19 protein-coding genes are annotated in these 18,297 nt (G+C 63.5%); 15 read left to right on the top strand and 4 right to left on the bottom strand.

What is annotated here, in order from left to right:
- Positions 1-5: 5 nt before the first annotated feature.
- The gene (locus AC4LE2_RS11705) at positions 6-893 is read right to left on the bottom strand and encodes a LysR family transcriptional regulator (protein WP_491825924.1); all 888 of its coding nucleotides are present in this window, start codon (positions 891-893) and stop codon (positions 6-8) included.
- A gap of 149 nt (positions 894-1,042) precedes the next feature.
- On the opposite strand from AC4LE2_RS11705, the gene AC4LE2_RS11700 reads away from it, so the two are divergent.
- Positions 1,043-2,167 carry a M20 family metallopeptidase gene (locus AC4LE2_RS11700; protein WP_491825923.1) on the top strand — a complete coding sequence of 375 codons (1,125 nt, stop codon included), beginning with the start codon at positions 1,043-1,045 and terminating at the stop codon, positions 2,165-2,167.
- A 22-nt stretch (positions 2,168-2,189) separates the two neighbouring features.
- Positions 2,190-3,593, top strand: a complete 1,404-nt coding sequence (locus AC4LE2_RS11695) for a YfcC family protein (protein WP_491825922.1) — start codon at positions 2,190-2,192, stop codon at positions 3,591-3,593.
- 70 nt (positions 3,594-3,663) lie between these two features.
- Here the strand turns inward: AC4LE2_RS11695 and AC4LE2_RS11690 are convergent, their stop codons facing one another.
- On the bottom strand, positions 3,664-4,383 hold the full coding sequence (locus AC4LE2_RS11690; protein ID WP_491825921.1) for a dihydrofolate reductase family protein: 720 nt from the start codon (positions 4,381-4,383) through the stop codon (positions 3,664-3,666).
- 106 nt (positions 4,384-4,489) lie between these two features.
- Positions 4,490-5,380, bottom strand: a complete 891-nt coding sequence (locus tag AC4LE2_RS11685; RefSeq protein ID WP_491825920.1) for a LysR substrate-binding domain-containing protein — start codon at positions 5,378-5,380, stop codon at positions 4,490-4,492.
- Between the two features lie 211 nt (positions 5,381-5,591).
- Here AC4LE2_RS11685 and AC4LE2_RS11680 point away from each other — a divergent pair, with 211 nt between their 5' ends.
- From AC4LE2_RS11680 to AC4LE2_RS11650, 7 genes are read left to right on the top strand one after another with little or no spacing between them, the layout of a single operon-like run.
- Positions 5,592-6,302, top strand: a complete 711-nt coding sequence (locus AC4LE2_RS11680; protein ID WP_491825919.1) for an ABC transporter permease — start codon at positions 5,592-5,594, stop codon at positions 6,300-6,302.
- The gene (locus AC4LE2_RS11675; protein WP_491825918.1) at positions 6,302-7,000 is read left to right on the top strand and encodes an ABC transporter permease; all 699 of its coding nucleotides are present in this window, start codon (positions 6,302-6,304) and stop codon (positions 6,998-7,000) included. The genes AC4LE2_RS11680 and AC4LE2_RS11675 overlap by 1 nt, the downstream gene beginning before the upstream one ends.
- Before the next feature lie 14 nt (positions 7,001-7,014).
- Entirely contained in the window at positions 7,015-7,857 is an 843-nt protein-coding gene (locus AC4LE2_RS11670; RefSeq protein ID WP_491825917.1) for a transporter substrate-binding domain-containing protein, read from the top strand.
- A gap of 30 nt (positions 7,858-7,887) precedes the next feature.
- The gene (locus AC4LE2_RS11665; RefSeq protein WP_491825916.1) at positions 7,888-9,003 is read left to right on the top strand and encodes an NAD(P)/FAD-dependent oxidoreductase; all 1,116 of its coding nucleotides are present in this window, start codon (positions 7,888-7,890) and stop codon (positions 9,001-9,003) included.
- Positions 8,993-9,307, top strand: coding sequence for a (2Fe-2S)-binding protein (locus tag AC4LE2_RS11660; RefSeq protein ID WP_491825915.1), 315 nt, complete (start codon positions 8,993-8,995; stop codon positions 9,305-9,307). Before AC4LE2_RS11665 ends, AC4LE2_RS11660 begins: the two co-directional genes overlap by 11 nt.
- Positions 9,300-10,676, top strand: coding sequence for an FAD/NAD(P)-dependent oxidoreductase (locus AC4LE2_RS11655; RefSeq protein WP_491825914.1), 1,377 nt, complete (start codon positions 9,300-9,302; stop codon positions 10,674-10,676). The genes AC4LE2_RS11660 and AC4LE2_RS11655 overlap by 8 nt, the downstream gene beginning before the upstream one ends.
- Before the next feature lie 31 nt (positions 10,677-10,707).
- Positions 10,708-11,061, top strand: a complete 354-nt coding sequence (locus tag AC4LE2_RS11650) for a RidA family protein (RefSeq protein ID WP_491825913.1) — start codon at positions 10,708-10,710, stop codon at positions 11,059-11,061.
- Between the two features lie 12 nt (positions 11,062-11,073).
- Here AC4LE2_RS11650 and AC4LE2_RS11645 read toward each other — a convergent pair whose 3' ends face one another.
- Entirely contained in the window at positions 11,074-11,910 is an 837-nt protein-coding gene (locus AC4LE2_RS11645; RefSeq protein ID WP_491825912.1) for an IclR family transcriptional regulator, read from the bottom strand.
- Between the two features lie 229 nt (positions 11,911-12,139).
- On the opposite strand from AC4LE2_RS11645, the gene AC4LE2_RS11640 reads away from it, so the two are divergent.
- From AC4LE2_RS11640 to AC4LE2_RS11615, 6 genes are read left to right on the top strand one after another with little or no spacing between them, the layout of a single operon-like run.
- Entirely contained in the window at positions 12,140-13,396 is a 1,257-nt protein-coding gene (locus tag AC4LE2_RS11640; protein WP_491825911.1) for an NAD(P)/FAD-dependent oxidoreductase, read from the top strand.
- A gap of 40 nt (positions 13,397-13,436) precedes the next feature.
- Entirely contained in the window at positions 13,437-14,201 is a 765-nt protein-coding gene (locus tag AC4LE2_RS11635) for an ABC transporter substrate-binding protein (RefSeq protein ID WP_491825910.1), read from the top strand.
- 51 nt (positions 14,202-14,252) lie between these two features.
- The gene (locus AC4LE2_RS11630; RefSeq protein WP_491825909.1) at positions 14,253-14,915 is read left to right on the top strand and encodes an amino acid ABC transporter permease; all 663 of its coding nucleotides are present in this window, start codon (positions 14,253-14,255) and stop codon (positions 14,913-14,915) included.
- Entirely contained in the window at positions 14,912-15,640 is a 729-nt protein-coding gene (locus tag AC4LE2_RS11625) for an amino acid ABC transporter ATP-binding protein (protein ID WP_491825908.1), read from the top strand. Before AC4LE2_RS11630 ends, AC4LE2_RS11625 begins: the two co-directional genes overlap by 4 nt.
- A 21-nt stretch (positions 15,641-15,661) precedes the next feature.
- Positions 15,662-16,060 (top strand): heme-binding protein, encoded by a 399-nt coding sequence (locus AC4LE2_RS11620; RefSeq protein WP_491825907.1) that lies wholly within the window; start codon positions 15,662-15,664, stop codon positions 16,058-16,060.
- A 29-nt stretch (positions 16,061-16,089) separates the two neighbouring features.
- On the top strand, positions 16,090-18,276 hold the full coding sequence (locus AC4LE2_RS11615; protein ID WP_491825906.1) for a malate synthase G: 2,187 nt from the start codon (positions 16,090-16,092) through the stop codon (positions 18,274-18,276).
- Positions 18,277-18,297 lie beyond the last annotated feature (21 nt).

The raw sequence follows: 18,297 nt of genomic DNA, 5'->3' as shown, positions 1-18,297 counted from the left end.
TACCTTCATTGCTCCGCGCCTCGCGAGAGGCAGCGGGTGAGTAGTTGCCATAGGTGTTCAGCGGCAGGCGTGAAGCGCCGGTCGGAGCTGCGCAGCAAATGACATTGCGTGGCGCGGGCAATGTCATGGTCGATGGGTACAGCCACTAGTTGCCCGCTGCCGTGCTGGCCACTTAGCGATTGGTCAGTCATAAAGGCAACGCCCAGGTTGGCCTGGCATAACGCCAATGCCGCTGAAAGCAGGTTGCAACGGTAGGCAGGGCGCACGGCCGTACCGGTACTTTCGAATATAGTATTTAGATGGCGCTGCATGCCGAAGCTGTCGTTCATCAAGATCAACCGGTGCTCGGCCAATGCCTGCGGGGTAACTGACGCCTCGGCGGCCAATGGATGGCTGGGGTGGACAATTGCGCACAGCGGGCCACGCGGGAAGCTACGCCGCATCAGGCTGGCGTTGGTGATAGGGCCAAAGCTCACGGCCATGTCCGCTTCACCTTTAAACAGTAGTTGCAGGGTGGTCGCAAAATCCCCGGTGCTGATGTCTAGGAATACCTCGGGGTAGTCCGCTGCGAAGGGCATGAGCACCGGCTCCACCACGTCGCCCACCATGCCCTGACCGATGCGCAGGTGCACCGTGCCCCGCCGCATATGGCGCAGGTCGGTCAGTTGCTCAAGCAGGGTTTCGCGCCGGCTGTGGGTTTCGGCATGGTGGCTGGTCAGCAGTCGGCCTGCTTCGGTGAGCACCACGCTACGGCCATGCCGCTCCAGCAACGGCAGCTGCAAAGCGCGCTCAAGCAACGCCAGTTGCCGGCTGATGGCCGAAGGGTTCACGCCCAGCGCTTCGGCGGCGCGCCGGATACCACCGCGTACGGCCACTTCGTGTAAGTACGCCATGCGTTTTTCCTGAAGCGCTTCGTTCATCGTCTATGCCCCGCTGGGTGACTGTTGCTGTGAAGTCAACAATATACCGTTCGGCTTCGCATTCTTAATATCCGCAGAGCATGCGCATACTAGGGTTCGTCCCACTGTCGTGAGCCTGCGCAATGCCTTCTATCCTCGACTACCTGCAACAGCACGCCTCAACCATTCTTGAAGACCTGGAGCGGCTGGTGCGCGCCGAGTCCCCGTCTCACGACAAAGCCGCGGTGGATGCCTGTGGCGAGGTGCTGGCAGCGATTATGCAGCAACGGCTGGGTGCATCGGTGATCGCTTCACCATGCACAGAGCATGGGGACCATTTGCTGTTCACGGTCGGAAATGGGCCGCGCAAGGTGGCCGTGCTGGGCCACTTCGACACTGTGTGGGACATTGGCCGTCTCACCCTGCGCCAAGAGGACGGCAAGCTCTACGGGCCAGGCGTGCTGGACATGAAAGGCGGTTTGATCCAGGCCATCTGGGCGGTGCGCGCCCTGGCGGCGCTGGGCCTGCTAAGCGATTACGAAATCCGCTTTATCTGCTCCAGCGACGAAGAGCTGGGCAGCCCAACCTCGCGCCAATGGATCGAGGAGCAGGCGAGTGCCTGCGCCCAGGTACTGGTGGTCGAGCCAGCGGTTGCCCGCACCGGCGCGCTGAAGACGCAGCGCAAGGGCACCGGGCGTTTCGATATTCACATTCAGGGCAAGGCGGCGCACGCGGGCAACAACCCGGAGGATGGCATCAGTGCCGTGCAGGAAATGGCCTTGCAGATCCTGGCCTTGCACGCCCTTAACGCGCCAGAGCTGGGCACCACCCTGAACGTGGGCATCGCCAAGGGTGGCAACCGGATCAACGTGGTGGCCGAGCAGGCCGAGCTGGGTGTGGACCTGCGCGTGACCAGCCTGGAGGAAGCCCGGCGCATCGAAACAGCCGTGCGGGCCCTTCAGCCTCATGCAGCCGGCGTGCGCTTCAAGGTAGAGGGTGGCATTACCCGCCCGCCCATGGCGCATACGCCCGCTAGCCGCGCCTTGTTCGCACTGGCCCAGCAGGCGGCGGCAGGCCTTGGCTTCGAGCTCGGCGAGGCCTCGGTAGGGGGCGGCAGTGACGGTAATTTCACCTCCGCGCTGGGCGTGCCTACCCTTGATGGCCTGGGCTCGACCGGTGCCGGCCCGCATGCGGAATACGAGCACATCATCATCGCTGACGTGCCCGTACGCGCCGCGCTGCTGGCCGAGCTGATCCGCACACTCTGACCTTACTTCACAGGACGTCGCCATGAGCCAGGTTCATACCCAAGGTGTTGCCGCCACACCCAAAGGCACTAATGCCAGCGAACACAAAAGCCCTTATGTCTTGCTGTTCTTCATCCTGATCGTGGCGGCGCTGGCGACCTGGATCATCCCGGCGGGCCAGTTCGAGCGTGAGGTGCGCGATGGCATCACCTTCGCCATACCCAACAGCTTGCAGGCGATGGACCAGCACGGTGTTCAGCCACTGGCAATCTTCATGGCCATTGCCGAGGGGGTGAAAAAATCCGCCGCGATCATCTTCCTGATCATGTTCACCGGCGGCGCTCTCGCCGTGCTGGAGCGCACCGGCGCCATTCACCAGGCCCTTAAAGGCATTGCCCGCAGCACCCGGCTGGGGGATTTCTCCGTCATCGTGATTTTCAGCCTGGTGTTTGGGGTGCTGGGCACCACGGGCGTGGTGGTCAACGCCGTTATCGCCTTTGTGCCCATCGGCCTGCTGGTGGCGCGCTCCCTGGGGTTGAACCCTGTGTTCGGCATGTCGCTGGTGTACCTGACCACCGCGGCGGGCTTCAATGTGGCCATCACCAACCCGGCCACCACGGGCTTGACCCAGCGCCTGGCGCAGCTGCCGTTGTTCTCCGGTATTGGCTTTCGGGGGGCTACCTGCGCCTTGTTCGTGGTCGCCGCGCTGGTGTTCCTCACCTTTTATGCGCGTCGTTGCCGGCGTAACGGGGAAGTGAGGCCCACGCAGTTTTCCCATGAATCGGGCGACGCACCCGCAACGCCGCGCCACTGGCTGATCCTGGGGTTCGCCGCCACGTGCCTGGTGACCTTTATCGTGGGCGCGATACGGCTCAAGTGGGGCGAAGCCGAGATGACTGCCATGTTCGTGATTATGGCGATAGGGGCAGGGCTGCTCGGGCGATTGAGTGGCTCGGCCATTGCCAACGGCTTTCTAGGCGGGTGCAGCACGCTGGTTCAGGGGGCGTTGATCGTGGGCATGGCACAGTCCATTTCCATCGTGCTGCAGAACGGTTTTATCCTCGACCCAATCGTAGCGTTCATGTCGGATCTGCTCGCACCGCTGCACCCGGCCATGGCCGCGATTGGCATGTACCTGAGTGCCGCGTTGATGCACTTCGCGATTTCCTCGGGGTCGGGGGAGTCGGCACTGCTGATCCCTATTTACACCCCTATCGGTGACGCGATTGGCCTCACCCGGCAAGTCACCGTGCAAGCGGTGTTGCTGGGGGAAGGCATCGTCAACTGCATCAACCCCACCTCGGGCGTGCTCATGGGCGCCCTGGCCACGGCGGACATTCCCTTCGGCCGTTGGTTAAGGTTTGTGTCGCCGCTGATCGCGGTGTGGGCGGTGATCTGCGTGGTCAGCCTGGTGATTGCCGTAGCGATCAACTGGGGGCCGTTCTAAGAAGGGATGGGCCGTGGCGCCAGCCTGTGGGTCAGTTGGCGGCACAGCCAAGGGCCGGTGAAAAGGGCGTTTACGCGTGCTGCACGCGATAGCGCAGCCACACAAATCCGTCATCCAGGGGCTGGGCGCTGATCAGGCTCAGGCGCTGGCCCTCTGCCGGGCGGCTGTCGGGCTCACCTCGGTGGTCAAAGATGCTAGGTACACCTGCCAGGCCGTCCACGCCGGGGTACAGCAGCACGCTGATTTCATCGATCAGTGCGGCGTGCAGGAAGGCGCCGTTGATGGTGCCGCCGCCTTCGAGCAACAGCGCTTCCAACCCAAAGGTGTCGCCGAGGGTATCCATGGCGCGTGCCAAGTCGGCGCCGTCGTTGCCGGCGAAGGCGTAGGAGATTCCGGCATCCTTGAGCGTGGCCAGGTAGTCGTCGCTGACGGTTTCAGCAAGGCAGGTAAGAATGCGGTGGCCGCCGTCGATGGCCTGCTTGGTGTAACGCAGCTTGCCTTGAGGGTCGATCACCACGGCCACGGGCTCATCTGCGCCGTGGGCCTGATGGGGTGGCCTGGGTTCGGTGCCACTGCGCGACGGGGCTGGGGCCTCGGTGGTGATGCCATCGAATTCCGCCAGGGTAGTGCGCCCTAGAATGAAGCCTTGGCCGCCCAGTTCGTCGGCCAGGGCCTCGTAGCGTTTGCTGATCAAGTCGGTATTGCCCTCGTCGCGCACGGTGGTCCAGCGCGAGGGGTGCAGGCGGCCGTCAATGGACGTCACCATGTGGCAGGTAATGGTTGGGCGCATGGGTAGGTCTCCCGAAAGTGGTGTTCGCCTGAGTGGTCACATTTATGCAGCACTCAGTAACCGACCCGCCGCGTCGCGCCAAGGTCCACGCAATTGCCCCAGCGGCTTACAGTGCGGCCTCTCCGGCCACAAAATCCAGAAAACCCGCCGCGAACAGCCGTACCAGCTCGGGCTCTGACGCCGCCTGGGTGCGAATCACCAGAAAGCTGGTATCGATTCGCACGCTCAACGGCCGGACCACCACGCCCTGGTTGACGAACTGCCGGGCCGTGGGCGGGTCCACGATGCTGATGCCTAGCCCTTGGGCGACCAGCGCGCAGGCCGTATAGGACAGGCCGGTTTCCAAGTAGGTAAGCCGGGGCACTTGCGCCAGCGCTACGGTCACGCCAGCGGCGAATAACGAACCTGGGGCAACGCCGATCAGGCGTTCATCACTGAGGTCGCCGGGGCGGATCAGGGCGCTGGCAGCCAAGCGGTGCTGTTTGGGAATCGCCACCACGGCATCCATGGGCACAGCCTGGATGTCCAGCCCATGACGATTGAGCGGCCCCTCTGCATAGCCGATATCAGCCTGCCCAGAGGCAACCATCTCGCCCACCAGGTGGGAGGGCACGCCCAACAGGCTTACCTGCAACTGCGGCCTGCCTTCCAGAAACTGCGCTAAAAACCCAGGCAGCAAGGTGTTGGCCACTGCCGGCATGGCCGCGATGCGCAACGAGCCTGCAGTGTGCTCGCCAATACCACGGGCCACCCGTGCGATACGCTCAAGGCCAATGAACGACCGCTCGATTTCGGGCAGCAGCGCGATGGCCTGAGCGGTAGGCAGCAGTTGGTTGCCACGGCGCTCGAACAATCCGAAGCCCAGGGCGGCTTCCATGTCGCGGACCAGCCGCGTGACGGCAGGCTGGGTCACCGCCATCAGGTCTGCACCCCCCGTCATGCTGCCGGTGCGCATAACAGCGTGAAAGGCTTCAACTTGACGCAAGGTAAGGCGCATGGTCGCTCCATAACATTTCGTTATTCCAAGGCTTGATAAAGTGATTATGGATGATGAAGCGTCTGTGCGAAATTAGCGCAAAGCGTTTAACCGAGGCGCCGCATGAGCGGTGCCCACCGGGGTAATGCGCCAGCCTTGGCTGAGCGGCATTGCACCCACTGCATTTTTGGTTCCTGCCCTCGTTCAACAGCCATCCCATGGGGGGCAGTGCATGACCTTTTGGCAGGTGATGGGTTTCGGTGAACACGGGTGGGCAGCGGACATGCTGTTCGCCACCTTCATGACCTGCGCCATTGCCCTGTGCGGCTTTGTGTGTGGCGGTGTGATCGGTGGCCTGGGCTGCTGGGCCAAGCTGTCCCCGTACCGCACGCTGCGCATCCTGGCCGACGCCTACACCACCGTGCTACGGGGCGTACCCGACTTGCTGGTCATCTACCTGTTCTACTTCGGCAGCAGCATGGTGCTGACCCAGGCCGCACGCAGCCTGGGCTTCGACAGCTTCGTGGGCCTGCCTGCATTCGTGGTGGGCATGCTCGCCATCGCGGTGGTGTCCGGCGCCTACCAGATTGAGGTGCTGCGCGGCGCCATGGGTAGCGTGCCTCGGGGCACCCTGGAGGCCGGGCGCGCGCTGGGCCTGGATGGCTTCAAGTTGCTGGTATTGGTGGTTGCGCCACAGGCCTTGCGGTTCGCCTTGCCAGGATTGGGGAACGTCTGGCTGCTGGTACTCAAAGAGTCCGCCCTGATCAGCGTGGTGGGCATGGTGGAGTTGATGCGCCAGGCACAAATCGGCGCCGGTGCCACCCACCAGCCCTTTTGGTTCTACGCCACGGCGGGGGCACTGTACTTGCTGGTGAGCGTCAGCAGCAGCCACGTGCTGGAACGCCTCGAACGCCGCCTGGCACTGCCCACGAGGGGTGTGTAATGGATTGGGCGTTCATGCTTGAGTGCTTCGAGAAACTGCTTAAAGGGCTGCCGCTGACCCTGAAATTAGCCACCTTCGCCTGCCTGGCCGGGTTCGCCTTGGCCTGGGTGTTTTGCGCCATGCGCCTGTCCGGGCGGCGCTGGCTGGATTACCCGGCGCGGGCAGTGGTCGAGGTGCTGCGCGGCACGCCGCTGCTGGTGCAGCTGTTCATCATCTATTACGGCCTTGGCCAGTTCCCCTGGCTGCGCGACACCTTTGCTTGGGCGTACTTGCGCGACGCTTACTGGTGCGCGTTGCTGGCGCTGACCCTCAACACGGCGGCCTACACCAGTGAAATCCTGCGCGGCGGCATCAAGACGGTCGCTGCCGGCCAACGCGAAGCCGCGCTAGCGCTGGCGCTCAACCGCTGGCAGGTGTGGCGCCACGTGGTCTGGCCGCTGGCCTGGCGGCAAATGCTGCCAGCCTACGGCAATGAAGTGATCCTGATGGTCAAGGCCACCTCGCTGGCGTCCATCGTGACCCTGATGGAAGTCACCGGGATCGCCGCACGCCTGGTCTCCCAGAGCTACCGGCCGGTGGAAGTCTTCATCTGCGCCGGCGCCCTCTACTTACTGATCAATTTCGCCATTACCCGCGTGGTGATGTGGCTGGAGCGCCGTTTAAACCGTGATCGCATGGCTCGAACCCATGCGCAATGACTGAGGGAACGCCGATGTTCAAGAAAACCTTATTGGGTGCTGTGTTGGGGCTGGCCCTGGGCAGTGTAGCGGCGCATGCCGACGACACGCCGGTGTTGAAGATCGCCACCGAGGGCGCCTATGCCCCCTGGAACTTCGTCAAGCCGGGCGGGCAACTGGACGGCTTCGAGATCGACCTGGCGCATGAGCTGTGCGCCCGGATCAAAGCCAAATGCGAGGTGGTAGCTCAGGATTGGGACGGGCTGATTCCCTCGCTCAACGCGGGCAAGTTCGACGCCATCATAGCGGGCATGAGCATCACCGAAAAACGCCAGGAGGTGATCGGTTTCAGCCGGCCTTATGCCGCGCCCCTCAATGGCTTCTTAGTGATGGGTAATGGCCCGTTAGCCGAGATGGCCCAAAGCGGCACCCTGGACCTGGATCAGGACGAAGCCGGCGTGAAGGCCGCGATCGCCAAGCTGGCCCCCTTGCTCAAGGGCAAGGTACTGGGTGTGCAGGGCTCGACCACGGCGTCGACCTTTGCGGAAAAGTACCTGGGTGACCTGATGGAGGTGCGCGAATACAAAACTGTCGACGCTCACAACCTCGACCTCTCCAGCGGCCGTATCGATGCCGTGCTGGCCAACGCCGTAGTGCTCAAGCTGGCCACTGAAGACGGCAGCCTGCCAGGCGCCAAGATGGCCGGCCCGATCGTCGCAGGGGGCGTGTTTGGCCCCGGTATCGCCATTGGCCTGCGTAAGGGTGATGCGGCGCTCAAGGCCCGGTTTGACCAGGCGATCAACGAGGAAATCGCCGACGGCAGCCTGAAAAAGCTCTCCGAAAAATGGCTCAAGCTTGATGTCACGCCAACTAAATAACGCCATGGACGCACAGGGGAGCAACCAGCGATGACAGCGGCCAAGGTGTGCGTGGTGGGCGGCGGGCTGGTGGGCATGGCCTTGGCCTACGGGCTGGCCCGCGCCGGCGAGTCAGTGTGCCTGCTCGACCAGGGCGACGTGGCCCTGCGCGCGGCGCGCGGCAACTTCGGGCTTGTGTGGGTACAGGGCAAGGGCTATGGGCTGCCGGCCTATGCGCGCTGGACGCAAACCTCTGCAGCGCTCTGGCCGCAATTGGCCAGGGCGCTGCTGGAGGACACCGGCATTGACGTTCAACTGCGCCAGCCGGGGGGCTTCCAACTCTGCCTGGACGACGCCGAACTGGCCGAAGAGGTACGCCGCCTTGCCTGGCTGCATGACGCGCTGGACGGCGACTACGACTTCGAGGTGCTAGACCTGACCGCGTTACGCCAACGCCTGCCAGGCGTGGGCCCTACGCTGTCCGGCGCTTGTTATACCCCGCTGGACGGCCACGTGAACCCGCTGCTGCTGTTGCGGGCCTTGAGTACCGCCATGCAGGGCAGGGGGGCACGGCTGTTCACCCATGCCGATGTTCAGCGCATCGAGCCGTGCGGGGAGGGCTATCGCTTGATAGGGGGGCACCAGCAGTGGACGGCCGAGCGGGTTGTATTCGCCGCTGGGCTGGGCAACCGCGCGCTGGCCGAGCAGGTGGGGCTGAACATCGAGGTGAGCCCCAACCGGGGGCAGATCCTGGTCACCGAGCGTATCGCGCCGTTCCTGCATTACCCCACCAGCTACGTTCGGCAAACCGCCGAAGGCAGCGTGCAGTTGGGCGACTCACATGAGGCCGTGGGCCTGGACGACGGCGTCAGCAGCAGCGTGATGGCCAGCTTGGCCCAGCGCGCGGTGCGCTGTTTCCCGCGGCTGGCCGATGTGCAGGTGGTGCGCACCTGGGGCGCGCTGCGGGTGCTGAGCCCGGATGGTTTTCCTATCTACCAAGAAGCACGCGAGGCGCCAGGGGTGTTTGCCATCACCTGCCACAGCGGCGTCACCCTGGCAGCCGCCCACGCCTTGGTGCTTGCACCCTGGATCGCAGGCGGCGCGGCGCCACCCGGCCTTGACGCCTTCAACGATCAACGCTTTACGGAGGGCACTCATGCGCACTGACCCGTTGTTCAAAAGCCTGGACCCACGCCCCGCCCGGACGCTAATCGAGTTCAACGGCGCGCCGCTGAGTGTAATGAGCGACGTGTCCCTGGCTACCGCCTTGCTTGAAGCGGGCATCACGCACAACCGCGTGACCCCCGTGAGCGGAGCGCCCCGTGCCCCCTATTGCATGATGGGCGTGTGTTTCGATTGCCTGGTGCGCATAGAGGGCAGCTCCCAGCGGGCGTGCCAGGTGCCGGTGAGCGCCGGCCTGCGCGTGAGCCGCCAGGGCGTGAACGGTGCTGAGGGTGATCTGGATGAGTGACGCGATCGATGTGTTGATCGTAGGCGCGGGCCCAGCCGGGATGGCCGCCGCCCTGCAGGCCCACGCCATGGGCTTGCGGGTGCGGGTGCTGGACGAGCAGGCCAGCCCGGGCGGGCAGATCTACCGAGGGACGCAAAGCGCGCCTTCCCAGCGAAGCGTGCTACTGGGCCCGGATTATCAGGCGGGCAGTGCGTTGGTAAAGGCGTTCGTGGCCAGCGGTATTGACTATGTGCCTCGGGCATCGGTGTGGTTGGTCACCGTCGGCCACGAGGTGCATTACCGGGTAGGTGGGCAGGCGCGGCGGGTGCAGGCCCGGCGTGTGCTGCTGTGCTGTGGTGCCTACGAGCGGCCGATGCCCATCCCCGGCTGGACGCTGCCGGGGGTGATGACCGCAGGTGCGGCGCAGATCCAGCTCAAAAGTGCAGGCCAGGTGCCTGCTGCCCCGGTCATCCTGGCCGGCACCGGCCCCTTGTTTTACCTGCTGGCCTGGCAGTACCTGCGCGCCGGTGTGACCATCGAGGCGTTGGTGGACACCGCCAACCCGCGCCAGCGGCTACGGGCGCTGGCCCACCTGCCACGGGCATTGGGTAATGCCCGGCTGCTGCTTAAAGGGCTGGGCCTGGTGCGCGCCATTCGCACAGCCGGCGTGCCCTGGTTCCAGGGCGCCAGTGAGCTACAGGTGCTGGGCGAGGGGCAGGCCGAGGGCTTGAGCTTCGTCAGTGGCGGGCGCACGCACCAGCTTGCCAGTCGCCTCATCCTGTTGCACCAAGGCGTAGTGCCCAATACCCAGCCCACCTTGGCTTTGCAAGCCACTCACCGCTGGGACGATGCCCGCCAGTGCTGGGTGGCCGAGCAAAGCCTGTGGGGTGAGCTAAGCACCGCAGGCTGCTTTGTGGCCGGAGATGGCGCTGGCATCGAGGGCGCGGCGGCAGCGGCCCTGCAAGGCAAGACCGTTGCTGTGGGCATTGCGTTGTCCCTGGGGCGCATTACCCTGACTGAAGCCACCCGGCTCGCCAAGCCGTGGCGCCGGCGGCTGGCCCGAGAGCACAGCGCGCGGCCGTTCCTCGACACCCTGTATTACCCCGACAAGGCCTTTTTAGCCCCTGCCGACGACACCCTGGTGTGCCGCTGCGAAGAAGTCACCGCCGGGGCCATTCGCCAATACGCAGCCTTGGGCTGCCAAGGCCCTAATCAGGCCAAGGCTTATGGCCGCTGTGGCATGGGGCCCTGCCAGGGCCGCCAGTGTGGCCTCACGGTCACCCGGTTATTGGCCGATGCCCATGGCGTAAGCCCCGCACAGGTGGGCTATTACCGTATCCGACCGCCGCTGACACCCATCACGTTGGCCCAGCTTGCCAACGAACAATAACCCTCACTTATCAACCTTTCGGAGACTTCCAATGACCGACATCGTGCGTCAACAACCCAACCCACGTTTGAGCCGCGCAGTGATCCACAACAACGTCGCCTGGCTGGCGGGCGTGGCCCCAGATGACTGCAGCCAGGACGCCGCTGGCCAGACCCGGCAAGTGCTGGAGCGGATCGACGCTTTGCTGAGCGAGGCCGGCACCGACCGCGGCCGTTTGCTTTCAGTACAGATCTGGATGGCCCACATGGCCCGCGACCTCGGCGCCATGAACGAGCAATGGGTGAACTGGCTGGGTGAAGCCGGCCGGCCTGCCCGCGCCACCTGCCAGGTGGCCTTCGATGACCCGGACCTGCTGGTGGAAATCATCGTCACTGCGGCGGTGTAAGGGCTGCGCCGCCTACTGGTGCCGCTCGCCGTCCTTGACCTTGCCGTACCCGATCTGAAAGGGCTCCATCGCTCGCAGGGTCGGGGGGCGGGTCGAGATCAGGTTAGCGGTGTGGATTAGCTTAGGCACCAGCTCGGCGCTGGCCCGTTCAAAGCTCCAGTAGGCGGTGGAGACCGACAGGTTCACAGCCGCCACCGGTTCACCCCTGATATTACGAACAGGCACCGCGAACGCTACGTCGCCTTGATAGAACTCTTCGATGCTGTAGGCGAAGCCGGTTTCTCTCGCCGTCGCGATCCGCTCCATCAGCACCTTGAGGTCGGTCAGGGTATGCGGCGTGAAGCGTGGCCGGTCCCTGCGGGTGAGGATCTGCTCTACCTGCTCGTCGGGAAGGCATGACAGGTACGCACGCCCTGCCGACGAGCAAAACAGCGGAAGCCGCCGGCCTACTGGCATGTGCACGATGGCCCGATGAGGGCTGGGGAAGCGCCCGATGTAAACCATGTCGTCACCGTGCGGCTCGGCCAGGTTGACGGTCTCGCCCGTTTGCCGGTTCAGGTCCAGCAGGTACGGGTTGGCGCGCTCTAGCAGCACATGAGCCTGAAGGTAGCGATAGCCGGTGTCCAGCGTGCCGGGCGACAAGGTGAAGCGTTTGGAAGCGCTGTCTTTGCGTAACAGCCCCAAGGCAACCAGGGTATGGGTGAAACGCTGCGCGGCACTTTTGGTAACACCGGCGGCTTCAGCCAGTTCCCGAAGGTTCATCGAAGGGCGGTCGGTATTGAACGCATTAAGCACGGCCAGCCCGCTGGCCAGTGATTGGACGTACAGCGGGGAATCTTCTGCGCTCATCGTGTAGAGGGTCCATTTGTGGTGCAGGCGGCGGTTTGCCGCACGGGAAGAGGGCTTGCAGACGGCGACCAAGGCTTGGAATGAGGCTAGGCCAGCCCTCTGACTACGCAGTAACGGCTGAAGTGTAGCGCTACGGGAACTACCTGTATCGCTCTGCGATATAGCGCTATCGAAATAGGCGTGGCATCTGCATTCCATGTCACGAGTAACCACTGGCTGAGACCGCCTTATGCCCGACATCCACGATCAAGATCCACAAGCCATTGTCCTCGGCGCAGGCATCGTTGGCCTGTGTGCGGCCTTTCACCTGCACGAAGCCGGCGTGCGTGTGACGGTCATCGACGCTTCGCGACCGGGGCAGCAGTGTTCTTCGGGTAATGCAGGTTCTCTGGCATCAGGTGCCGTCGCGCCCTTGGCCATGCCAGGGGTACTGAAACAGGCACCCAGTATGTTGCTCGACCCGACAGGGCCGCTGTATGTGCCGGCCAATTACCTATTGCAGGTGGCGCCTTGGATGGCCCGTTTCGTGGCGGCGTCCCGGCCCGCACGCGTGGCCCGGATTGCCCAGGCGCTGCATGCCTTGATTGGCGATGCGGTGAGCCGGCACAAAGCCCTGGCGTTAAAGGCCAATTGCCCGGAGTTGATCGTGGAGACCGGCCAATTGCACCTGTACCCCGACCAGGCAAGCCTCGAAAAGGATAACGCCGGCTGGGCACTGAAACGTCTTCACGGGCTAAACGCCCAGCCCATCGGCCGTGCCGATATCCAGGTGCTGGAGCCCTCGGTCAGCCCGGCCTATCAGGTGGGCTACCACCTGCCTGACCAGCCTTGGGTAAAGGAGCCTGAGCGTTACGCCTCACAGATTGCTGCCTACCTTGCGCAGAGCGGCGTGCGGTTTGTTCAGGACCCTGTACAAGCGCTTTCGCGTACAGACAGCGGATGGACCTTGCAAGGGCAGGGCGATCAGTACCGAGCGCCACGGGTCGTGCTTGCAGCAGGGGCATGGTCTGCCCAATTGCTACGCCCGCTGGGCGTAAAAGTGCCCCTTGAAAGCCAGCGCGGCTATCACCTGCGTTTTCCGGACGGGGGCGTGGAGCTGCAGCGCATCGTGGTGCTGGCAGACCGCAAGGTGTTCATTACCCCGATGGACAGCGGCCTGCGCGTTGCCGGCACAGTGGAGTTCGGTGGCCTTGAACGCGTTTCTAGCAGCGCTCGAGCCGCGTTACTCGCCGGCCATGCCAAAGCCGGCTTGCCTGCCTTGAACACTCATGACCCCATCGAGTGGATGGGGCATCGCCCCTGCCTGCCCGACTCCCTTCCGGTGATCGGGGAAGTGCCGGGGTACGCTGGCCTGTGGTGCGCATTTGGGCATGGCCACCTAGGCCTGACCGGCGCGGCGGGCACGGGTTGGTGGCTGGCCCAGGCCATGGCCGGTTCGGCAGAGGCCCGCACGATGCTCGAGGCTTTTTCGATCAGCCGTTTTTAACGTTGTTTACGCTGAACTTCGCCTTTAAAGGAGACGCCCCATGCTGTCACGATTGCTCAAATTAACAGGCTGCGCCGTGCTTGCCGCCCATATGCTGTCGGCCAGTGCTCAGGCTCAAGACACGCTGCGCGTGGGGGCTACGCCCACCGCCGTGCCTTTTAACTTCCTCGATACCAAGACCAACAGCCTTCAGGGTGTGATGATCGACATCACTCAGGCGCTGGGCCAGAAACTGGGGTTTACACCCGACCTGCGAGCCATCCCGTTTGCAGGGCTGGTGCCTTCCCTGCAAACCGACAAGATCGACCTGATCAGTTCGGCCTTCGCAATCAACCCTCAGCGGGCTCAGGTGGTGGATTTCTCTGACGAGTTATTCGCTTACAGCGAAGAAGTCATCGTCAATAGCAAGGACACCACTGCTTATCACAGCAGCGCTGACTTCGTTGGCAAAACCGTTGGCGTGCAGACAGGCACGGTCTCGGTCGAGCCGATGAAAGCCCAGGCAGGCATCAAGGAATTGCGCATGTACGACAGCATGGCCGACATGATTCGTGAAGTGGCGCTGGGCCGAATCGACGTAGCGGTGGGGGACGGCCCCGTCATGCTCTACACCGTCAAACAGTCTGGGTCCAAGGCATTGCGGGTAGCCGAGGATTACAACAAACAGATCCGGATCGCCATCGGCGTGGCGGTACGCAAGGGCAATACCCCGTTGCTCGCCCGTATCAATGAAGGCGTTGCCGCCTTGAAAGCTGATGGCACCTTGGCTGCGATCCTCGCCAAGTGGAACGTGAAAAGCCTGTGATCGAGTTCCCAGGCGTCGCTTTTCGGCGCCTGAAATGGAGGGGTGCAGCCTATGTTTGAAGGTTTCCTGACCCAAGCGGTCGAGTACTTTCCGATCCTGATGGAAGGTGCCTGGACGACCATTGCCATCACCCTGTGCGCCTTGGTGATCGGCACCCTGTTGGGGTTGGTGTGGGCGCTGTTACGCGTAAGCCCTGTGCGGGTACTGGCAGAGTGTTCACGCGTACTGACCAATGCCATTCGGGGCATTCCCATCATCGTGGTGCTGTTCTACCTGTACTTTGTGTTACCGGAAATGGGTGTGGACATGAGCGCCTTCCAGGCCGGTGCCCTTGGCCTGGGGCTTGCGTATTCAGCCTACATGGCCGAGGTGTTTCGCTCCGGTATCGAAGCGATTGACAGCGGCCAGCGCGAGGCGGCGCAGTCTATCGGCATGGGCCCCGGCCTGACCATGCGCCGGGTCATCTTGCCCCAGGCGCTGAAGATCGCGCTGCCGCCCTACAGCAACAACATGATCATGCTGCTCAAGGACTCCTCCCAGACCTCCATCATCACCGTGGTGGAGCTGTCCATGCAGGGTAAGCTCATCGCCGCCGCGTCGTTTAACAATGCCACTATCTTTACCCTGGTGGCCTTGATGTACCTCTGCCTCAGCCTGCCGCTGATGGGGCTGGCCGGTTGGCTGGAGCGCAAATACAAAAGGAGCGCCCGTTGATCAAGATCGACAACATCACCAAGTCCTTTGGCCAGCACCAGGTGCTGCAAGGCATCAGCGCAGACATCCGCCAGGGCGAGGTCGTGTGCCTTATCGGCCCGTCCGGTTCGGGCAAGTCCACCGTGCTGCGCTGCATCAATGGCCTGGAAAGCTACGACGGTGGCTCGATCACCATCGACGGCGTCAAGGTGGACGCCACGTCCAAGGGCATTCGTCAGATCTGCCGGTCGGTGGGCATGGTCTTCCAGCGTTTCAACCTTTTCCCGCACCGTACCGTGCTGGAGAACGTGATCGAGGGGCCTGTGTACGTCAAGGGCGAGCCTGTGGAGCTGGCGCGCCAGCGTGGCAAGGCCTTGCTTGACCGCGTGGGGCTGTCCGCGAAATACGACGCTTATCCCCCGCAGTTATCCGGCGGGCAACAGCAGCGCGTGGCCATTGCCAGGTCGTTGGCAATGGAGCCCAAGGCGATGCTATTCGATGAGCCTACTTCGGCTCTCGACCCTGAGCTGGTGGGTGAAGTGTTGGCGGTGATGAAGGACCTGGCCCAAGACGGCATGACCATGGTGGTAGTGACCCACGAAATGGGCTTTGCCCGAGCGGTCTCTACCCGCACATTATTCCTGGAAGCCGGCACGCTGGTGGCACAAGGGCCGTCTTCGGAAATCCTGGCCAACCCCACCCACGAGCGCATGAAAGATTTTCTGCGCCGCGTTTCCCATGCTTGATGACCGATAAGGTGAGAACACATGAACTATAAAGCCGTACTGAGCCAGCCTGATGTCCAGACCCTCCTTGCCGCCGCCATTGCTGAAGCCCAAAAGCAGGGCTGGGCCGTGGCCATTGCCGTGGTGGACGACGGTGGGCACCCGCTGGCGCTGACCCGCCTCGACGGTTGTGCGCCCATTGGTGCCTATATCGCGTTGGAAAAAGCCCGCAGCGCGGCCTTGGGGCGGCGTGAAACCAAGGGGTATGAAGACATGGTCAATGGCGGGCGCACGGCCTTTTTGAGTGCGCCACTGCTGACCTCGCTGGAGGGCGGCGTGCCGCTGATCGTAGAAGGGCATGTAATAGGCGCCGTCGGGGTGTCGGGTGTGAAGGCCGAACAAGACGCCCAGGTGGCCAAAGCTGGCGTTGCAGCGCTCTGACACGCACCCCCACACTTAGGAGAAGGTGAATGACCGACTACGAACAGTGCCACGGCTTGCGTGTTGCCCCAGTGCTCAAGCGCTTTATCGATGAACAGGCGCTACCGGGCAGTGGTGTCGAAGCTGGCGCCTTTTGGGCAGGCTTCGATGCGCTGGTTCACGACCTGGCACCCCGCAACCGCGCCTTGCTGCAAGAGCGCGACCGCCTGCAGCGCGCACTGGATGATTGGCACCGCGCCCACCCAGGCCCTATTGCTGATATGCCGGCGTACCAAGGCTTCCTGGAGCAGGTCGGCTATCTGGTGCCAGAGCCTGCCCACGTGCGTATCAGTACCGAGGGGGTAGACGAGGAAATCGCCACCCTGGCGGGGCCGCAGCTGGTAGTGCCTGTGAGCAACGCGCGCTATGCGCTCAACGCCGCCAATGCCCGCTGGGGCTCGCTCTACGACGCCTTGTACGGCAGCGATGTGATTCCTGAGGGCGAGGGTGCTGGCAGAGGGGAGGGCTATAACCAGGCGCGTGGCGCACAGGTGATCGCTTTCGCACGAGCCTTCCTGGACCAGGCAGCACCCCTGGCTCAGGGCAGTCACGCCGATGTGGTCAGCTATGGGGTGGCCCATGAACATGTGCAGGTGACGTTCGCCCAGGGCGAGCCTGTGGGGTTGGCGCGCCCGGAGCAATTCGTGGGCTACCAGGGCGACGCCTCTGCGCCCAGCGCGCTGTTACTGAAAAACAACGGGCTGCACGTCGAAATCCAGATTGACCCTCAGCACCCGATTGGCCTGACCGATGCGGCAGGGGTCAAGGATGTGCTGATGGAGGCTGCCCTTACCACCATCATGGACTGCGAAGACTCCGTCGCGGCCGTGGACGCTGCCGACAAGGTGTTGGTCTACCGCAACTGGTTGGGCCTGATGAAAGGCGACCTCACCGAGACGCTGGTCAAAGGCGGCCGCACCGTCGAACGGCGGCTCAACCCTGACCGCGTGTATACCTCGGCACAGGGCAGCCCGTTGACGCTGCACGGCCGGTCGTTGCTGTTGGTACGCAACGTAGGCCATTTGATGACCACGCCCGCCGTGCTGGACGTCAACGGGCACGAAGTACCCGAAGGCATCATGGATGCGCTGGTCACCAGCCTCATTGCCCGCCACGACCTACAGCGCCAGGGCAATTCCCGCACCGGGAGCCTGTACATCGTCAAACCCAAGATGCACGGCCCGGCGGAGGTAGCGTTCGCCTGTGCATTATTTGGGCAGGTAGAGCGCCTGCTTCACCTCCCGGCCAATACGCTGAAAATGGGCATCATGGATGAGGAGCGGCGCACCAGCCTTAACCTCAAGGCGTGCATCGAGGCTGCCAGTGACCGGGTGGCCTTTATCAATACCGGGTTTCTGGACCGCACCGGTGATGAAATGCACACCGCCATGCACGCCGGCCCCATGTTGCGCAAAGGCGAGATGAAAACCAGCGCCTGGATTCAAGCCTACGAGCGTAACAACGTGCTGACCGGCCTGGCCTGCGGCCTGCGTGGCAAAGCCCAGATCGGCAAGGGCATGTGGGCCATGCCAGATCAAATGGCGGCCATGCTGGCGCAAAAAATCGCTCACCCCAAGGCAGGCGCCAGCACCGCGTGGGTGCCTTCGCCGGTGGGTGCGACCCTGCATGCGCTGCACTATCACCAAGTAGACGTGCAGGCCGTTCAAGTGGCGTTGGAGCGCACCGACGCTGCCGCCGCTCGGCCTGGCCTGTTGCATGACCTGCTGACCGTGCCCGTTGCCTCAGCCGGCGCTTACAGCCAGGAGGCCATCCAGCAAGAGCTGGAGAATAACTGCCAGGGCATTTTGGGCTACGTGGTGCGTTGGGTGGAGCAGGGCATCGGGTGCTCGAAGGTGCCCGACATCCACAACGTCGGCCTGATGGAAGACCGCGCCACCTTGAGAATCTCTGCCCAGCACATTGCCAATTGGCTGGCGTGGGGCCTGGTGGATCAGGCGCAAGTACAAGCGGCGTTGGAGCGCATGGCGCGTACCGTGGACCAGCAAAACGCCGGTGACCCGGCCTACCGGCCCATGGCGCCGGCCTTCGAGCAGTCGTTGGCGTTTCAGGCGGCACGGGAGCTGGTGCTCAACGCGCAAGCCCAGCCCTCGGGCTACACCGAGCCGCTGTTGCATGCCTGGCGCCAGCAGTTCAAACGCAGTGTTGCGCAAGGCTAGCCCGCTGGTCATTCGCGTTTA

It is taken from the genome of Pseudomonas sp. 9.3L (assembly GCF_058536285.1).
The sequence above is the reverse complement of the archived record's forward strand: the minus strand, read 5'-3'. Positions and strand labels throughout refer to the sequence as shown.